Origin of the sequence: Microbacterium sp. LMI12-1-1.1 (assembly GCF_040676455.1) — a bacterium.
Taxonomy (GTDB): Bacteria; Actinomycetota; Actinomycetes; order Actinomycetales; family Microbacteriaceae; genus Microbacterium.
Window position 1 is genome coordinate 1,416,893 of record NZ_JBEGIA010000001.1, and the last position, 19,153, is coordinate 1,436,045.

General features: G+C 70.9%; 9 protein-coding genes. 5 read left to right on the forward strand and 4 right to left on the reverse strand.

What is annotated here, in order from left to right; genetic code table 11:
* Positions 1 to 4 precede the first annotated feature (4 nt).
* The 3 genes from MRBLMI12_RS06665 to MRBLMI12_RS06675 all read left to right on the forward strand — a co-directional run bounded on the left by MRBLMI12_RS06665 (position 5) and on the right by MRBLMI12_RS06675 (position 4,551).
* Positions 5 to 457, forward strand: a complete 453-nt coding sequence (locus MRBLMI12_RS06665) for an NUDIX hydrolase (protein ID WP_363355003.1) — start codon at positions 5 to 7, stop codon at positions 455 to 457.
* Between the two features lie 41 nt (positions 458 to 498).
* Positions 499 to 2,049 (forward strand): HNH endonuclease signature motif containing protein, encoded by a 1,551-nt coding sequence (locus MRBLMI12_RS06670; RefSeq protein ID WP_363355005.1) that lies wholly within the window; start codon positions 499 to 501, stop codon positions 2,047 to 2,049.
* Between the two features lie 150 nt (positions 2,050 to 2,199).
* Complete coding sequence (locus MRBLMI12_RS06675) at positions 2,200 to 4,551, forward strand: transglycosylase domain-containing protein (protein WP_363355007.1); 2,352 nt, start codon at positions 2,200 to 2,202, stop codon at positions 4,549 to 4,551.
* 38 nt (positions 4,552 to 4,589) lie between these two features.
* Here the strand turns inward: MRBLMI12_RS06675 and MRBLMI12_RS06680 are convergent, their stop codons facing one another.
* Complete coding sequence (locus tag MRBLMI12_RS06680; protein WP_363355009.1) at positions 4,590 to 7,760, reverse strand: glycoside hydrolase family 2 TIM barrel-domain containing protein; 3,171 nt, start codon at positions 7,758 to 7,760, stop codon at positions 4,590 to 4,592.
* A 144-nt stretch (positions 7,761 to 7,904) separates the two neighbouring features.
* On the opposite strand from MRBLMI12_RS06680, the gene MRBLMI12_RS06685 reads away from it, so the two are divergent.
* Positions 7,905 to 10,724, forward strand: a complete 2,820-nt coding sequence (locus MRBLMI12_RS06685; RefSeq protein ID WP_414686210.1) for an FAD-binding and (Fe-S)-binding domain-containing protein — start codon at positions 7,905 to 7,907, stop codon at positions 10,722 to 10,724.
* Between the two features lie 112 nt (positions 10,725 to 10,836).
* Here the strand turns inward: MRBLMI12_RS06685 and MRBLMI12_RS06690 are convergent, their stop codons facing one another.
* From MRBLMI12_RS06690 to MRBLMI12_RS06700, 3 genes are all read right to left on the reverse strand, one after another.
* A complete protein-coding gene (locus MRBLMI12_RS06690) occupies positions 10,837 to 11,844 on the reverse strand; it encodes a LacI family DNA-binding transcriptional regulator (RefSeq protein WP_363355011.1) in 1,008 nt (335 codons plus the stop codon).
* A gap of 123 nt (positions 11,845 to 11,967) precedes the next feature.
* Positions 11,968 to 14,793, reverse strand: coding sequence for an alpha-L-rhamnosidase (locus MRBLMI12_RS06695; protein ID WP_363355013.1), 2,826 nt, complete (start codon positions 14,791 to 14,793; stop codon positions 11,968 to 11,970).
* Between the two features lie 64 nt (positions 14,794 to 14,857).
* Positions 14,858 to 17,545, reverse strand: a complete 2,688-nt coding sequence (locus MRBLMI12_RS06700) for a family 78 glycoside hydrolase catalytic domain (RefSeq protein WP_363355015.1) — start codon at positions 17,543 to 17,545, stop codon at positions 14,858 to 14,860.
* Positions 17,546 to 17,810: 265 nt separating this feature from the next.
* Between MRBLMI12_RS06700 and MRBLMI12_RS06705 the strand changes: the two genes are divergently transcribed.
* Positions 17,811 to 19,118: an ABC transporter substrate-binding protein gene (locus MRBLMI12_RS06705; protein ID WP_363355017.1), complete on the forward strand. Its 1,308-nt coding sequence runs from the start codon at positions 17,811 to 17,813 to the stop codon at positions 19,116 to 19,118.
* Positions 19,119 to 19,153: the final 35 nt, after the last annotated feature.

Sequence of the window (19,153 nt, forward strand, 5' to 3'; positions counted from 1 at the left end):
CGCCGTGAGCCGCTTCTCCGTCGTCCCGTCCTCGTACGTCTATCTCCGCCGGGGCGGAGCCGTGCTGCTGCAGCTGCGGCACAACACCGGGTACATGGACGGATGCTGGGCGGCCGGTGCGGCCGGCCACGTCGAGCTCGGCGAGACCGCCGTCGCGGCCGCGATCCGCGAAGCGCGCGAGGAGCTGGGTCTCACGCTCGCGCCGGAGGCGCTGTCGGCCGTCGCGGTGATGCAGCGCACCGACGGGACCGACAACCCGATCGAGCAGCGCGTGGACTGGTTCTTCGTGTGCGACGACTGGGCCGGCGAGCCGCAGATCCTCGAGCCCCGCAAGTGCGCCGAGATCGCGTGGTTCGACCTCGACGCGCTGCCCGAGCGGATGCCGGAGTACGAGCGGGAGGCGCTCGTCGCGCTTCGCGACGGCGCCGGCGCGACACTGCTGAGCCGCGGCTTCTAGAACGTCTATTCTAATGTCGGAGGCTGATGCCACGATGGAGTATGAGCTTCTTCTCCGACATGCAGGCGGCGTTCGAAGAGCTGCGTGCGGTAATCGGAGACGATATCGAGTCGGGTGAGGTCGCTGCGGCGGTGCAGCGACTGACCGATGACGGTGTCATCACGTTGATCGAGCAGGCGACCGTGCTGGTGCGGGGCGGCGAGTCGCTGCGTATCGCCGGGTCGGGCGTGGTCGCCGCGCGGTCGACCCGGGATGCCGGTCACGGCGGACTGGCGCAGACGCGCGGGCACCGCTCCCCCGTGTCGCTGATCCAGGACCTCACCGGCACCACCCGGGCTGACGCGGCCAAGCAGGTGCGGCTCGGCGAAGCGCTCGCTGAGAACGTGCCGGCCCTCGCGGGTGACCTGATCGACCGAGGAACGGGGGAGGTGGGCGCGGCGGGTGAGCCGGTCGCGGCGCCGACGCCGGTCCGGGCCCGGCCCTGGCACGCCGCGCTCGGCGACGCGCTGATGACAGGGAAGCTGACCTCTGCGCAGCACGACGCGATCTACCGCGGACTCGGCGCGCCACCCCTGCTCCCGGCCGGCGATGACGGCGGCCTCGAGGCGTCCGAAGCCTCCTCGATCTCCGCGGATGTCACCTCCGCGTGGGAGACCGCGGCCGCCCAGCTGATCGACGAGGCCGCCCTGCGGACGGTGGATGAGCTCGGCTCCGCTGCGCGCAGCATCCGCGACGTGCTCGACCCGGTCGGCGCGGACCGCCGCTTCGAGGAGAGGTTCCACGGCCGATCATTCCGGACCTGGACCGACCGCGACGGGACACGCCGGGGAACCTTCCAGTTCGAAGACGAGGGAGGCGCGTGGATCGAGGCCATCATCGGCACCGCGTTGCGCCCCCGCCGCGGCGGCCCCCGGTTCGTCGACTCCGATGAACGCACGCGCGCCGCCGACCTCGTCGCCGATCCGCGCAGCAACGACCAGCTCGCCTACGACCTGATCATCGACGTACTGCGTGCGGGCGCGCTCGCCGACGCCCCCACCGTGTTCGGCACCCGCCAGCCGGGCATCCGGATCGTCAGCACGACCACCGCTCACCGCGACGCGGTCGACGGTCGACCGGCTGTCGCGCTCCTGGAAGACTCCGGCACGTCGGTGCCCGGCTGGCTCGTCGCCCAGCACGCCTGCAGCGTCGGCACCCGGGCGGTCATCCACGACGAGCACGGAAACCCCCTCGACCTCGGCCGTGAGGCCCGCCTGTACTCGCCGAAGCAGCGCATCGCGCTCGCGATCCGCGACGGCGGCTGCCGCTGGACCGGTTGCGATCGGCCGGCGTCTTACTGCGAAGCGCACCACATCGACCACTGGCACCGAGACCACGGCAAGACCGACATCGACCGCGGCATCCTGCTGTGCCGCTTCCACCACATGCAGCTCCACCACGGCGGATGGCGCATCACTCGCCACGGCGACGGAGACTTCCTCCTTCATCCCCCCGACGACACCCCACCGCTCGCGCTCGTCCCGCGCCTCGCCCGCCGCTACGCCTTCGGCGACCTCCAGCCCCCACCGCGAAGATTCCGCCCCGCCGCGTGACCGGCGGGATGAGGGATGGCCGCCACCCCGCCGCGTGACCGGCGGGGCCTGATGGCCGCCACCCCGCCCCGTGACCGGCGGGATGAAGTACCCGTTTCGGAATCCGGAGCGGTCTGTCATGCTGTCTCCCACCGCACATTGGAAGTCGTCATGAAGCGGTCATCGAAGGACTCGGCGAAGGCGCCAGCGCCGCCTTACACGCGCACATTCGCCGGCGTTCTCGGTGGTCTCGCGGGGCTCGTCGTGCTCAGCGCGATAGCGGGCCTGCTGGTGGTCGCTCCGCTCGCACCTGTCCTCGCGATCTCAGGACACGCGGCGAGCACAGCGGTCTCCCTGTTCGACGGCATGCCGAGCTACCTCGCGATCGATCGGCTCATGCTGCCGACGACGATCTACGCGCGCGACCCGGCGAGCGGGCAGGACGTCGAGCTGACGTCGTTCTACGACCAGAATCGCGTTCCGGTCACGTTCGATGAGGTCGCGCCCGTCATGTACGACGCGATCCTGGCCTCTGAGGATCCCCGTTACTACCAGCACGGCGGCATCGACATCGTCGGCACGACCCGCGCTCTCATCAAGAACGCTCAGGGCGGTGCGACCCAGGGCGGCTCCTCGATCAGCCAGCAGTACGTGAAGAACGTGCTGGTGCAGCGCTGCGAGCGGGACGCCGTCGCGACCGACACCCAGTCTCGCGACGAGGTGCTGCGGGACTGCTGGCACGACGCCACTCAGGCGAGCGGTGTCGAGGGCTATCAGCGCAAGCTCCAGGAGATCCGCTACGCCGTGCAGGTCGAGCAGAAGTACTCCAAGAACGACATCCTGCTGGGGTATCTGAACATCGCGAACTTCGGCGGCACGACCTACGGCATCGAAGCCGCAGCCCGCTATTACTTCAGCACCACGTCGGCGGGGCTCACGCTGACCCAGGCGGCCACGCTCGCAGGCATCGTGCAGAATCCCAACACGTTCCGCATCGACCGAACCAGCGGGTCGATCACCGGCGCCGATGGGACCACCTACAACAAGGCCGCCGACGGCTCGATCGACGATGTGACGCCCGGCACGCTCGCAGGACTGGATTCGCTCCTCGCCGACGGCACCATCACGCCGGAGCAGCACCTCGCGGCCGGCGATGCCTACAGTGCGACCAAAGGACGCCAGCTCTACGTGCTCGACCGGATGCGCGAGGACGGGCGCATCACCGTCGATCAGTACGTCGCGGCGGCGATCGAGCCGATCGCTCCCGCGGTGCAGCCCGCACATGTCGGGTGCGTGGCGACGTCCGCGCCCTTCTTCTGTCAGTACGTGGTGAACACCGTGCGCTCCGACCCGGACTACGCGGCGGCTTTCGGCGAGACCGAGCAGGAGCGACAGCAGTCGCTGACGCGCGAGGGCCTCAACATCTACACGACGCTGGACTGGCAGCTGCAGAACGCGTCGCAGGACGCCATGCGGCGATACGCGCCCGAGACCGTGGCGGGCATGGACTTCGGGTCGGCGTCGGTCAGCATCGAAGCCACCACCGGGCGCATCCTCGCGATCAGCCAGAACAACAGGTTCACGGAGGACCGCGACCTCGCCGCCACCGATCCGGTCTACACGTCGCTCGTGTACGCCGGCGACCTCGAGCACGGGGTCTCCAAAGGGTTCGCGACCGGGTCCACGTTCAAGCTGTTCACGCTCGTCGACTGGCTCGAGAAGGGGCACTCGCTGTCGGAGAGCGTCAACGGAAGGCTGCGCGCGATCCCCCGCCTGCAGGACCGCTGCGAGGGCACGTGGATCAACCGCGAGAACCACGTCGTGCGCAACTTCGGGGGCGTTCCCGGCTACACCGGGACGCCGATGCAGTTCACCGCGCAGTCGTTGAACAGCGGCTTCCTCGCGATGGCGGAGAAGCTCGACCTCTGCGACATCGAAGACGTCACGGCGCGGCTGGGCGTGACACGCGGGACCGGCGAGCGGGTGGACATCGACGGCTCCGCGGCGATCATCGGAACCAACAACATCGCACCGGTCGCGCTGGCCTCGGCGTTCGCCGCGGTCGCCAACGACGGCGTCTCCTGCGTACCGCGCGCGATCGAGCGTGTGGTCAATGCGGACGGCAAGGAGCTTCCCGTTCCCGGCGACCGGTGCACGCGGGCGATCAGCCCTGAAGTGGCCGCCGCGGCGGCGTTCGCGCTGCAGGGCGTCATGCGGCCCGGCGGCACCGGGTCGGGCGCCAACCCGAACGACGGCACGCCGATGATGGGCAAGACCGGCACCCACGAGCAGATCCAGACGTGGCTGGTCCAGTCCAGCACGCGGGTGACCACCGCCGTCTGGGTGGGCAACGCCAACGGAGAAGGCGACGTCTTCCGGGTCTCGCACAACGGCCGCGTGCTGTCGACGATCCGCCTGCCGATGAGCCGTGACATCCAAGCCACCGCCAACCAGCTCTACCCCGCCGGCGCGTTCCCCGCACCACCCGCCGAGCTGGTCGGCCGCCCGCGCGCCCCGGATTGACCCCACCGGGTCGCCGGATCCACGACGGTCTCCGCGACTCAGCGCACCGCCAGTCGCACGCTCCACACGGTGCGCTCGCGAGGCACGCGGTACCGCTCAGGCAGCGCGGGACCCACGGATGCCGACCCCAGCCCCTGCTGCGCATGATCGATGTTGAGCCACACGCGGCCCGAGTCCGCAAGCTCGTGCAGCTTGGTCGCCCGATCGAGATCGTGCGACGTCCAGCGGCGGGCGGTGAAGTCGAACTCAGGCCGACCCTCGACTCTCAGCGTCGGCGCGCCGGGCGCCGAGACCTCCAGCCAGCGCGTCTGCACGTGGTTGCCGTTCTCCTGCGGCACCGGGTAGGGCACCTGCAGGTCGTCGATCAGCCGCTCGAAACGCCCCACGCGGGATCCTTCGAACGAGTCGACGTACGTCTCTCCGCGCCCACGGCCGAACCACTTCACGCGCTCCGTCACCCCGGGCAGACCGAAGAGCAGACCGAGCCGCGGTACCAGGATGTCGCGGTGCATGTACGGGGTGTCCGTCCACGGTCCGACGAAATCGGCGTCGACATCGAGGAGCAGCCCGTCGCCGTCCACGGTCCAGGTCATCGTCCACTCGACGCCGTGCGGATGCGTCCGCGGCGCTGTGCGCCCGGACACCCGCAGCCACCCCTCGCCGCCGTCGAGCTCGTCGACCCGGTGCAGCAGCCGATGCAGCTGGGTCTTGCGCCACACCGACGCGAGGTCGTTGAGGTCGCCCTGGCCGTGGTCGTTCTCAGTGGGCGCTCGGTAGAGGTCGAGCACCGGCCCCTCGATCTCGAGCTCGCCGAGCCGGACGAGCCGGCCTGTCGTCGCGTCGAAGACGCCGGGGCCCACCTCCACGGTCGCGTTCGCGACGAGTGGAGGCGCGAGGTCCGCCCGCCGGGTGTCGGCGACCGCATCCTGGGTGGTGTCTCCGGCTGCGCCCCGAGTGGTGGCGTCGGCCCCACCCGACGACGCGACCGCGCTTGCGCTCGTGACTGCCTCCGCATCCGACACCCGCTGTCCCCACGCCACGACGTGGCCCGCAGGCGCCCACAGGCGGTCGGTCGCGAGCGCGGCTTCGATCGTCAGAACGACATCGACAGCAGCGGATGCCGGGTCCGCAGCATCCCCCGCCGCGAGCACGCCCGAGTGGGCGAGGTCGCGAGCGGCGGCATCCGGAATCGCGATCTCGAGAGAATCGCCCGCACGCACCGGCGGGACATCCAGCACCCCGTGCGCGACCACCTCGCCGCTCGCCTCCACCGACCAGCGGAACACCAGATCCGAGGTGTCCACAGAGTGTCGGTCATTCGCTATGCACACCGAGCGCGGACCCACCTCGACGGTGACGGGCTCGTGGGCCTTGGCGAGCTCCACGAGGCCGGGAGTCGGCGTGCGATCGCTGAACACGAGGCCGTGCAGGCTGAAGCGCCCGCCCCGGGGCTCGTAGTCCACGTCGTCGCCGTGCATCACGAAGGGCACACCCTGCTCGGTCACCGAGTGGAAGCCGTGGTCGATCCACTCCCACACGAAGGCCCCGCACAGGCGGTCGTGCGCGCGGATGATGCGCCAGTAGTCCTGCAGCGAGCCCGGCCCGTTGCCCATCGCGTGCGCGTACTCGACCAGCAGGAACGGCAGCGCACGCCGGCGCTCCTCGTCGGCCTCCGTGACCCCGTCGGGCAGCGGCGCAACCGCATCCGACTCCCCGAACACCATGCCATGCATGCTGAGGCGGCCCCCGCGCGGCTCCTCATGGCGGCCGATCTGCTCGAGCAGCTCGAGCGAGGGATACATCAGCGAGTAGAAGTCGGAGTCGCGATAACTCGGATCGCGCTCGTACAGCACGGGTCGCGAAGGATCCCGCTCGTCGAGCCATCGCCGCATCTCGGCGAAGCCGTCTCCGGTCATGCTCTCGTTCGCGAGCGACCACACCACCACGCTCGGACGGTTCTTGTCACGCTCGACGGTGCGCCGCAGGCGATCCATCAGCGCGTCGCGCCACTCGGGCAGCGCCGGCGGGTTGTGCGCCCATCCCTCGTAGATGAACCCGTGCGTCTCGAGGTCGACCTCGACCACGACCCACAGGCCGTACTCGTCGCACAGCCGCAGGAACTCCGGATGCGGCGGATAGTGGCTCGTGCGCACGGCGTCGATGTTCGCGCGCTTCATCATCACGATGTCGCGGATCATCGTGTCGCGATCGAGCGTCCGGCCGGTGTCGGGATGGTGCTCGTGCCGGTTCACGCCGCGGAACGTCACCGCGCGACCGTTCACCGTGAACACGCCGTCCCGGATCTCGACCCGGCGGAAGCCGACGGCCAGCTCGACCATCTCGCCGCTCGAGCGCAGCGTCCCCCGGTACAGGCGAGGGCTGTCGGCGCTCCACGGCTCAACCGGAACGGCCACGGTCTCCCCCGCGGGGATCCGGACGCCGAGCTCGGGGATCTCGACGATCGCGGCGATCGAGGCATCCACCCGCAGCGTGCCGATGCCGGTCTCGGGGTCGAAGTCGGCGTGCACGAAGTGGTCGTCGACGGCCCCGGCGGGACGCGAGAGCAGCTCGACATCGCGGAAGATGCCCGGGAGCCACCACATGTCCTGGTCCTCCAGGTACGTGCCGGCCGACCAGCGGTGCACCCGCACGCACAGCACGTTTCGCCCCGGGCGCACCGGCGCACCGAACTCGAACGGCAGCCGGCTGCCCGTCGACCAGCCGAGCTCCTCGCCGTTCAGCCAGACCTTGGCGCAGGAGTCGACACCCTGGAAGCGCAGCACCGCCGGGCCGAAGTCCGCGGGCACATCGAAGACGAGCCGGTAATCGCCGGTGGGGTTCTCGGTGGAGACGTGCGGCGGATCCAGCGGGATCGGATACGCCGTGTTCGTGTACAGAGGACCCTCCTCGGTGCCGAGCACGCGCCGCGCCGGTCCACCGGCGAGCGGCGTGAACTCCTCCAGCACCCAGTGCGAGGGGACGCGCATCTCATCCCACGCCGCATCGTCGAAGTCGTCCGCGAGGAACTCCTCGCCCGTACCCGCTGCGGTCGGTGAGAGCCGGAAGCGCCAGGTGCCGTTGAGGCTCAGCACGCGGGCGTCGCTCTGGGCGTCGGCCCGCGGCATCCGTCGACCGGCACCCGGCGCGGTGCTCTCCCAATATCGCTCGAAGCCCGCACCGTGGGAGAGTCCGCTATTCTGCATATCCATAGGAGTGTGCATATCCATTCTTGGTCGAATGCGATTGCAGTCTAACTCAGCGAGGAGTCCCCCGTGGCAAGAACCATCCCGCGCTCATCATCGAGGCGATCGGCGGCGACCGCTGCGGCGGAAGCGACCACGGCGGCGACGACCCTGGCGCCTGCGGCGGTTCCCGGAGCCATCTCGCGCACGGTCGCAGAGGCGTCCCGCGTCAAGACCCGCGCGATCGACCGTGTGGCGTACGCCTCCGACGCGTCGCACTTCCTCCTCACTCCGCAGGCGGTGGTGGTCGCCGCCGACGCCGCCGAAGTCGGCGCCGTCATGCGCGCGGCGACCGAGAGCCGGTCGCGTCTGACGTTCCGCTCCGGCGGCACGAGCCTGTCCGGCCAGGCGTCGACGGACGGGATCCTGGTCGACGTGCGCCAGCGCTTCCGCCGCATCGACGTCGAGAGCGGCGGGCAGCGCGTCCGCGTCCAGCCCGGCGCCACCGTGCGCCAGGTCAACGCCCGCCTCGCGCGGCACGGCTTCCGGCTCGGCCCCGACCCCGCGAGCGAGATCGCCTGCACGATCGGCGGCGTGGTGAGCAACAACTCCAGCGGCATGGCCTGCGGCATCACCGAGAACACATATCGCACGCTCGAGTCCCTCGTCTTCGTGCTCCCCTCGGGCACCGTGGTCGACTCCGGAGCGCCCGACGCCGACGCCGCGCTGCGGGCGGCAGAACCAGAGCTCGTGGAGCGGCTCATGCGACTGCGCGACCGGGTCGTGTCGAATCCGACGTCGGTCGAGATCATCCGGCGCCAGTTCGCGATGAAGAACACCATGGGGTACGGGGTCAACGCATTCCTCGACTTCGAGACGCCGCCCCAGCTGCTCGCACACCTCATCGTCGGCAGCGAGGGAACGCTGGCGTTCGTGGCCGAGGCGACCTACCGCACGGTTCCGATCCTGCCGCGGATGGCGACGGCGCTCACCGTCTTCCCCGACCTCGACGCGGCGACGCAGGCTCTGCCGGAGCTCGTCGCGACCGGCGCGGCCACGCTCGAGCTCATGGACGCGACATCCCTCCGCGTCGGCCAGTCGCTCGCCGGCGCACCGCGCGAGATCGCCGGCCTGACCGTGCGCTCGCAGGCCGCCCTGCTGGTGGAGTACCACGCGCACGACGACGAGGAGCTCGCCGTCCTCGTCGACCGCGGCTCCCGGGCGCTGGCCGCGCAGCCGCTCGAGGCGGCGGCCGCCTTCTCATCCGACGCCGTCGAGCGCGCCGCCGCGTGGAAGCTGCGAAAGGGGCTCTACGCCTCCGTCGCCGGTGCGCGTCCGACCGGCACCACCGCGCTGCTCGAAGACATCGTGGTGCCCGTCGCGGGCCTCGCCGCCACCTGCGCGAGTCTGCAGACGCTGTTCGACCGTTACGCCTACCGCGACAGCGTGATCTTCGGACATGCCAAGGACGGCAACATCCACTTCATGCTGACCGACCGCTTCGAGTCGCCGGATCAGCTCGCCCGCTACTCGGCGTTCACCGAAGACATGGTCGACCTCGTTCTCGACGCCGGCGGCAACCTCAAGGCCGAGCACGGCACCGGTCGCGTCATGGCGCCGTACGTGCGCCGCCAGTACGGCGATGAGCTGTACGACGTCATGCGCGAGCTCAAGGCGCTCTGCGACCCGAGCGGCATCCTGAACCCCGGCGTGATCATCGGCGACGACGCCGAGGCGCACCTGCGCGACATCAAGCTCGCCGACCCGATCGAGCCCGAGGCCGACCGCTGCGTCGAGTGCGGCTACTGCGAGCCCGTCTGCCCGAGCAAGGACCTGACCCTCACGCCCCGGCAGCGCATCGTCACGCGCCGCGCGATCGCCCGGGCCGAGGCATCCGGAGATCACGCACTCGCGGGCGAGCTCGAACGCGACTACGACTACGCCGGGATCGACACGTGCGCGGTGGACGGCATGTGCCAGACGGCCTGCCCGGTGCTGATCAACACCGGAAGCCTCGTCAAGCGACTGCGACGAGAGGATGCCGCCCCCGCGGCGAGCGCCGCCTGGAAGGGCGCCGCACACGCCTGGGGCACCGCCACACGTGTCGCGAGCGCCGGGCTGACGCTCGCCGACCACCTCCCCGCCAGGATCGTCACCGCTGCGACGGACCTCGGCCGCGCCGTGCTGGGCGCCGACACCGTGCCGCGGTACTCCGGCGACCTGCCCGGCGGCGGTCGGTCGCGCTCACGTCTCGGCGACAGCGTCGGCTCGGGCGAGGGCGCACCCGTCGCCGTGTACCTGCCCGCCTGCGTCAACACGATGTTCGGCGCGGCAGGCGACGGCATCGGCGTGACCGAGGCCTTCCGCCGCCTGGCGGAGCGCGCGGGCGTGCGGCTCGCGGTGCCGGAGCACGTCGACTCCCTGTGCTGCAGCACGCCGTGGACGTCGAAGGGATACGCGGGCGGACGAGAGGTCATGGCCCGGCGAGTGGCCGCGTCGATCGCCGAGGCGTCACGCGGCGGCGAGCTGACGATCGTGACGGACGCCTCGAGCTGCACCGAAGGCTTCCTCCACCTGCTCGTCGACGCCGGCGTGGACGCCCGCGTCGAAGACGCCGTGGCGTTCGCCGAGCGCGTGATCCTCCCTCGCTTGGGCACCGTGACGCCGCGCGTCGGCACGCTCGCCCTGCACCCCACGTGCTCGTCGACCCAGCTCGGACTCGCCCCGTCGCTGCGCCGGGTCGCCGGCGTCGTCGCGACCGAGGTCGTCGTGCCGGACGCGTGGTCGTGCTGCGGCTTCGCCGGCGACCGCGGGATGCTGCATCCCGAGCTGACCGCGTCGGCCACAGCGCCCGAGGCGGCCGAGGTGCGAGCGCTCGACGCCGATGCGCACGCGTCGTGCAACCGCACATGCGAGCTGGGCATGGCACGCGCGACCGGCGCCGACTACCGCCACGTGCTCGAGCTGCTGGAGGAGGCGACGCGCCCGTAGCCGGCGCGGGCTGACGCTTCGTCTCGCCGGCGCTCGCTCAGCGACCGGATAAGACGGACGGGCCGATGCTCGCTCCGCGACCGGTGGGAGGGCCTCGCCGGCGCGGGCCCGCTCAGCCGGCGGTGGACTCGCGGACCACGAGCTCGGGCTGGAAGCGCACGGTGCGGTCGTGGGCGCCCTCCGGATCCTCGATGTCCTTCAGCAGCAGGTCGACCGCCGTGTAGCCGATGAGGTGCGCGGGCTGTCGGATCGAACTGAGCGGCACGACGGTCGCCGAGGCGAAGTCGATGTCGTCGTAACCGATGAGCGCGATGTCGCGCGGCACCTGCAGGTCGCCCATGAGCGTGAACGCCTGCAGCGCACCGACCGCGAGCAGATCGTTCGCCGCGAACACGGCGTCGGGCCGGTCGGCCGCGGCGCGTCCTCGCAGCAGCTCGCCTGCCTCGCGTCCCTGCAGCACCGACAGCGCCGACATCTCGATGACCTCGAGCGTCGCACCCGGCACCTCGGCGACCGCCCGGCGGGCGCCTTCGAGCCGGTCGGCGACCTGCCGGAGCGAACGCGGGCCGCCGATGTACGCGATGCGCCGGCGACCGGTCGAGAGCAGGTGCGACACGGCCAGATAGCCGCCCTCGACGTCGTCGACCGAGACCGATCCGAACGCCCGCTCGGAGTCCTCGTGGTCGACCAGCACCACCGGCACGCCGCCGCGCTGCAGGCGCGCGAGCCGTTCGAGATCGCGGTCGACGGGCGTGACCAGCACGCCGTTCACCCGCTGCTCACGGAAGAGCTCGAGGTAGGCGTCTTCGCGGTCCGACCGCTCGTCGCTGTTGCCGAGCAGCACGCTCATGCCCGACTCTGCGGCGCGGTCCTCGGCGCCCCGGGCCACCTCGGCGAAGAACGGGTTGCCCGCGTCGAGGACGATGAGCGCGACGCTGCGGCTGCGTCCGGCGCGCAGCTGACGGGCGGCGTCGTTGCGCACGAAGCCGAGTTCCTCGATCGCCTGCGTGACGCGTTCGACGGTCGCCGGCGACACCTTCTCGGGGCGGTTGAGCACGTTCGAGACGGTGCCGACGGAGACGGATGCCGCAGCCGCGACATCCCGCACACTCACCACCATGGCACTCCCCGAACGACCTTCTGCTCTCCGCGAGTGTAGGGCACGGGCGCGCGGCGGCGCCCAGGGGTGTGGGGCGAAGCCCCCGTGGGCGGGGAAGCGGTCGCCCGCCTCCCCGGTCCGCACTCAGGCATCGACCCTCGCCCCCTCGCGTTTCGCCGACAGCTCGGCGAGGCGCTCGGCGATCTCGCGCTGCGTGTCGGGACCCGCGTGCATGAACAGCGCCTCGCCGAGCTCACGGCGCTCCGACCACTTGGTGTTCGTGCGGAACGCGTGAGCCGACTCGGGGTTCGCCGCCTCGAGCACCTCCCCGATCGCACGGTAGGCGTCGAGGTCGTCGATGACGGCGGCGAGGGTCGAGTCGAGATCGATGCGGGACGCGGCGGCCGGCGGTGCGGCATCCTCCATCTCCCACTGGTGGGTGCCCGATCCGACCTCGAGCTCGTGCCCGTCGGGCAGCACGACGACCGCCGTCGTGTTGGGCGGGACGACCGCCTCGACGCGGACGACACCGTCGGCGCGGGTCCAGCCGGCGCGCGCGGTGCCGTACGGGGTGAGGTGCTCGGCCCACGCGTGATCGAACTCCGCGAGCGGGTGCGGCTGGATGCGCAGGCGGGCGTACCCGGGCGCGTCGGGGGCGAGACCGGCTACGACGCGGTGCAGCCAGTCGCCGATCGCGCCCAGCGCGTAGTGGTTGAACGACGTCATCTCGCCCGGGTTGATCGAGCCGTCCGGGAGCATGGAGTCCCAGCGCTCCCAGATGGTGGTCGCGCCCATCGTCACCGGGTACAGCCATGACGGGTTCTCGGTCTGTGTGAGCAGGCGCCGTGCCGTCTCGAGGTGACCGGTGCGGGTGAGGGCGTCCTGGATGATCGGCGTGCCGACGAACCCCGTGCCGATGCGGTACCCCGACAGCCGCGTGAGCTCGGCGAGCCGGGCGCCGAGCGTCTCCTGCTGGTCGGCGGGCGCGATGTCGAACACGATCGCCATCGCGTAGGCGGTCTGCGCGTCCGACATCATGCGTCCCGCGGGGGTCACGTACTCGGCCAGGAACGCGGTGCGCACCTCCTCGGCGATCTCCGCATACTGTCGCGCTTCGTCATCTCTGCCGAGGAGCGCCGCGGCGCGCGCCACGGCGTCGGCCGACCGGAAGAGGTACGCCGACGCCACGATGTCGCCATCCGTCTTGGCGTTGGCCGGAAGGTGCGGCGGCGCGTCGGGGTCGAGCCAGTCGCCGAACTGGAACATGCCCTCCCACAGGCGGCGCGGGCCGGCGAGGTCGATGAGCACGTCCGCCCATCCCTTCATGCTCGAGTACTGGCGCTCGACGGTCGCGACGTCGGCGTAGCGCTCGTGGAGCACCCACGGCACGACGGTGGCGGCATCTCCCCACGCGGCGGCGGGACGCGCGACGCCGAGCGCGTTCGGCACGACGAAGGGCACGACACCGTCGACCTGCTCGATCGCGAGGTCCCGCAGCCACGAGTCGAGGAACCCGCGCACGTCGTACAGGAACGACGCCGTCGGCGCGAACACCTGGATGTCACCCGTCCAGCCCAGCCGCTCGTCGCGCTGCGGGCAGTCGGTCGGCAGATACAGGAAGTTGCCGCGCAGACCCCACACGATGTTCTCGTGCAGCTGGTTGACGAGGGGATCGGATGCCTCGAACCAGCCGGTGCGCTCCATGTCGCTGTGGATCACGACCGCGGTGACGTCCGCCGGGTCGAACTCGCCCGGCCAGCCCTCGACCTCCGCGTAGCGGAAGCCGTGGAACGTGAACTCGGGCTCCCACTCCTCGAGGCCCTCGCCCGACAGGATGTAGTGGTCGGTCGCAGCGGCGGCGCGCAGCGGTCGCGTGCCGAGCTCGCCGTGCTCGAGCACCTCGGCGTGACGCAGCGTGAGCTCGGTGCCCGCGGGACCCGACACCCGCAGCCGCAGCCGGCCGACCAAGTTCTGTCCGAAGTCGAGGACCGTCCGGCCGGCCGGCGTCGTGATGACCTGCTGGACGCTCAGCTCTTCGATGCGTCGCACGAACGGCGATACCCGCGCTTCGGGCGTGTGGATCGGCTCCTGTTCGGCGGCCGCCTCCCAGCCCTCGGCGGCGAAACCCGCCTCGGCGAAGCCGCGGCCATCGCCGTCGACGAGCGCCGAGCGGGCGTCGTAGTCCTCGCCCGCGTAGAGCCCGCTGGCGGTGATGGGGCCGGTCGACGCCTGCCACGAGGCATCCGTCACCACCCACTCGCTCGATCCGTCGGCGTACTCGACGAGCAGCTGCGCGGCGAACCTCGGCTGGTCGCCGTAGAGCGGCCGCGCACTGTCGCGGAACCCGAAGCGCTCGGTCGCCCAGGCTCCGGCCAGCCGCACGCCGATCGCGTTGCGCCCCTCCGCGATGAGGGCGGTGACGTCGGTCGTCTCGTGGATCGTCCGCTGCTCGTACGGCGTCCAGCCCGGCTTCATCACCTGGTCGTCGACGTCGATGCCGCCGATCGCCACCTGGTACACGCCGACGGCGGTCGCGTAGAGCGTGGCGCGGGTGACCGCACCGATCGCCTCGAACTCGGTGCGGAGGTACGCGGGCTGCGCCGTCTCGGACGGCGAGGCGAGTCCGATGGTCGCGGCCTGCCACTCGTCATCGCCGAGGAAGCCCGCGACGACGCGGCGGGGCGCGCTCCACGCACCTTCCACGCCGTCTTCGCCGGTCACGCGCACGCGCAGCGACACCTGCTCGCGCGGCGTCAGCGGAGCGAAGGGCCAGGCGATGCGCGTGGACGCTCGCCCGTCGATGCGGTGGGTCGACAGGTCGCCGTCACGTGTGATCTCGATGCCGGCGACCGCCTGCAGCCAGTCCGGCGTCGTGGTCTCGGTGCGCCAGCCGAGCTCGGGGGCGGGCGACGCGACGACGTCGCTGCCGTGCGGTGCGTCGATGACGATGTGCGGAACGGGGCTGCTCATGGCACTCCTCTGGGGGATGGTCGGTGTGGTGGGGTTTGTCTGGGTGCGCTGACGGATGCCGGGATCAGGCCGGTACGACGGCGCCGGATGCCGCGACCGCGGGTGCGGTGACGACGATGCGGTGCGTGCCGTGGCGGAGCTCGGCGGGCGCCGGGGCCTCGCCGACAGTGGCGGTCGATTGCGCCGTGACGGGGAGATCGAGCAGGGCCCGCGTGCCGAACGGCACCTCGAGCGTGGCTTCGAACACCCCGCCGTCGACGCGCCAGTCGATCGCCAGGCGACCCTGCGGGGTGTCGATCGACGCCGACGCGTGCGACAGCCCCACCGCTGGCCGCGGAGCGACGTGCACGGTGCGATACCCGGGGTCGTCGGCATCCGGAGCGAGTCCTGCCACGGTGCGGTAGACCCAGTCGATCATCGCGCCGTACGCGTAGTGGTTGAACGACAGCATGCCGGTCTCGTCCTCGGAGGCGTCCTCGGTGGGGAGTGCGTCCATTGCGCCGGAGTGGATGCTGCCGTCCGGGAGGATCGCATCCCACCGCTCCCACACCGTCGTCGCGCCGCGGTCGACCTGGTACAGCCACGACGGCGCCTCGCGCCGCAGCAGCATGAGGTACGCCTCGTCGAGGTGGCCGCTGCGCGACAGCGCGAAGAGCACGAGCGGGGTGCCGAGGAAGCCCGTGGCGATGCGGCCGTTCTCACGGCGGACGTTCTCGGCGAGGCCGTCGGCGATCTCGGCCCGGCGTGCGGTCGGCGCGAGTCCGAATTCGAGGGCGATCGCGGCACCGCTCTGCGTGAGGACCGCCTCTTCACCCCAGCGCTCGAAGGTGGTGGCGGCGACGCGGTCGGCGAGCGCGTCGTACTCCGCGGCACTGTCCGCGTCTCCGAGGATCCGCTCCGCGCGGGCGAGGAGACGAGCCGAGTGCGCGTAGAACGCGTTCGACACGAAGTCGCTCGAGACCTTCGCCTCCCACGGCCGGTCGCCGGGCGCATCGGGGTCGAGCCAGTCGCCGAACTGGAAGTCGCCGGTCGGCAGCACGACGCCGTCGCCGGCGCGGCGGCGGAGGTGCTCCACCCAGCGCCGCATGCTGCTCCGCTGTCGCGCGAGCACCTCCGTCGATCCGTATGACTCGTACACCGCGAGCGGCACGATGGTCGCGGCATCCGCCCATCCCGCACGGCCCATGTTCTCGGTCGGCACGCCGCCCATCAGCATGTCCTGCGGACGGATGATGTCGGGCACGACCGCCGGGACGCCGCCGGAGTCGGTCTGGTCGATCTCGAGGTCGCGCAGCCACGACATCCAGAACGCCTCGGCGTCCATGAGCGTGTTCGCCGTCGCGGCGAACGCCTGGGCGTCACCGGTCCAGCCGAGGCGCTCGTCGCGCTGCGGGCAGTCGGTCGGAACCGAGACGAAGTTGTCGCGCTGCGACCAGAAGACGTTCGAGTGGAAGCGGTCGAGCGCCTCGTGCGATGAGGAGAACGTGCTGCGGGGAGCGAGGTCGCTCGAGATGGCGACGGCGGTCGCCGAGACGACCTCGGCGCCCTCGACGTCGGCGTAGCGGAAGCCGTGGAAGGTGAACGCCGGCTCGAGCGTGTGCTCGCCGTCGCGGTCCAGGGTGTAGACGTCGGTGGCCTTCGCCGACCGCAGGGCCTTCACGTGCAGGTCGCCCGAAGGCTCGAGCACCTCCGCGTGGCGCACGGTCACGACATCGCCGGCGTGGCCGCGGACGGTCAGCCGCACCCAGCCCGACACGTTCTGCCCGCCGTCGAGGCGCGTGCGTCCGTCGTGCGCGGAGGCTTGCATGGGCAGCTCGGCGACGACACGCACGGGCGGTGCGGACCGCGGCTCGAACCGTGCCGGGTCGATGTCGATGACGGATGCCGCGCACCAGCCGTCCGCGGCGAACCCGGGCTCGTGAACGGCGGGGTCGTCGAGGCGCAGGTCGGTCACGGTGCCGTCGTAGATGCCGGCGCTGCGCACGGCTCCGAAGCCGGCCCGCCACGTGGCATCCGTCTTCGCCACGATCTCACCGTCGGCCTCGAGCTGCGCGAGGGCGCCGGTGCGGTCGCCGTAGATGGCCTGGCGCCGAGCGAAGCCGAAGCTGCCGCGGTACCAGCCGTCGGCGACCGCGAGCACGACGACGTTCGTCCCCTCACGCAGCAGCGGGGTGACGTCGATCGTGTCGACGAGGATGCGCTCCTGGTACGAGGTCCAGCCCGGTGTGAGCAGCGCATCGGTGGCGCGCACGCCGTTGATCCACGCGTCGACGAGGCCGAGGGCGCTGAGGCGCAGGCGCGCCGACGCGGGCACGCGATCGAGGGCGAACTCGGTCCGCATCAGCGGGACGGGTCCTTCGGCGGTCGTGTCGGTGCCGATGACGGCCGCCTCGAGGTCGGCGCCCTCGACGCCGGCCTCGACCACGAGCGGCTCGCTCCATGCGGTCCAGCCGGTCGTCGTCGCGACCCGCACCGCGAAGGCGCGGCGCTCGCGTGGGGCGAGCGATCCGGGGATCGCGACGCCCGCGGTGCGGGGGGATGCGACCGGCTCCGATGGGACGAGCTCGGTGTCCTCAGGACCCTCCGCGAGCTGGTAGCCCTCGATCCGGGCACCGGCGTCGTCGGTCTCGGCGCGCCAGCTCACACGCAGGCCTGCACGGGGCACACCGAGGAGGCCGGGGCCGTGCTGCGTGCGGAGTGCGACGACGCGCGTCGCGGCATCCGCTGCCGAGGGAGAGGGAAGAGCCGCCATGGCTGTGTCCTTTCGTCGGTCGGCCGCATCGCCGACCCGCTCCATCATCGTGAAACGATTCATGGTTCTTGTCAATCGAAGTGTAGACCGTTACACGATCGTGACGCTCCAGTTCGGAATCCACTGTTGACCCCGCCGCGGAACGGACGTACCTTACGAGGGTTGAATGGTTTCAATGCTCGAGGCATCGAGATCCACTCGGCGAAGCACCAGGGAATCCGGCAACGTGGGCGGACCATCCGCTCAGCTTTACAAGGAGGTAAAGATGAAGAGCTCCCCGACCAGGAAAGTGCTCCTCGCAGGCGCGGGCATCGTCGCACTGGCCCTGCCGCTGGCCGCGTGCAGTGGTGACGGCGGATCCGACGACGGGACGGTCGAGATCACGTATCTCACCCAGAACGCCGAAGCCAACGTCACTGCGGCGGAAGCGCTCATCGAGGCGTTCGAAGAGGAGAACCCCGACATCTCGGTCAAACTCGAGACGCAGCCCGCGGGCACCGAGGGCGACAACCTGATGAAGACCAAGCTGGCCACCGGCGAGATGGAGGACGTCTTCCACTACAACTCGGGCTCGCTCTTCCAGGCCCTCAACCCCGACCAGAACCTCGTCCCGCTCGACGACCAGGACTGGCCAGGCGACCTCATCGACACCATGACCGCCGTGGTCTCGACCGACAACGGCGTGTACGGGGCGCCCTGGGGCGCGACCCAGGCCGGCGCCGTCGTCTACAACAAGGCGATCTACGCCGAGCTCGGCCTCGAGATCCCGACCACATGGGACGAGTTCGCCGCGAACAACGAAGCGATCAAGGCCGCCGGCATCACCCCGGTCATCCAGACCTACGGCGACACGTGGACGAGCCAGCTGTTCGTGCTCGGCGACTTCGGCAACGTGCTGGCGGCGGACCCCGACTGGGCCGAGGAGTACACGGCAGGCAACCGCAAGTACGTCGACGAGCCGGCGCTGGAAGGCTTCGCCAACCAGCAGGCGGGCTTCGACGCCGGCTGGTGGAACGAGGACTTCGGCTCCGCGCTGTTCGATGATGGCGCCCGCATGATCGCGACCGGCGAGGGAGCGCACTACCCGATCCTGACCGGCATCGTCTCGACCATCGCACAGAACAACCCCGACGAGCTCGAAGACGTCGGCGTCTTCCCGCTGCCCGCACAGGACGCGGCCGACACGAAGCTGACCGTCTGGCTCCCGAACGCGATCTACATCCCGAAGACGACCGAGGGCGACAAGCTCGAGGCCGCGAAGAAGTTCGTCGCATTCACGCAGACCGAAGCCGGTTGCGAGGTCCAGAACACCGCGATGGTGCCCAGCGGTCCTTACGCGAACGCGTGCGTCCTGCCCGACGACGTGCCGGGCCTCCTCAAGGACATGCAGGTGTACTTCGACGAGGGCAACACCAACCCGGCTCTCGAGTTCCTCTCCCCGATCAAGGGACCGAACCTCGAGAACATCACGGTGCAGGTCGGCTCGGGCATCAGCACGGCTGAGGCCGGCGCCGCCCTCTACGACGAGGATGTCGTCAAGCAGGCTCAGCAGCTCGGACTCGAAGGCTGGTGACCCGGACGCGAGTCTGAACAGCATCCGATTCGGGG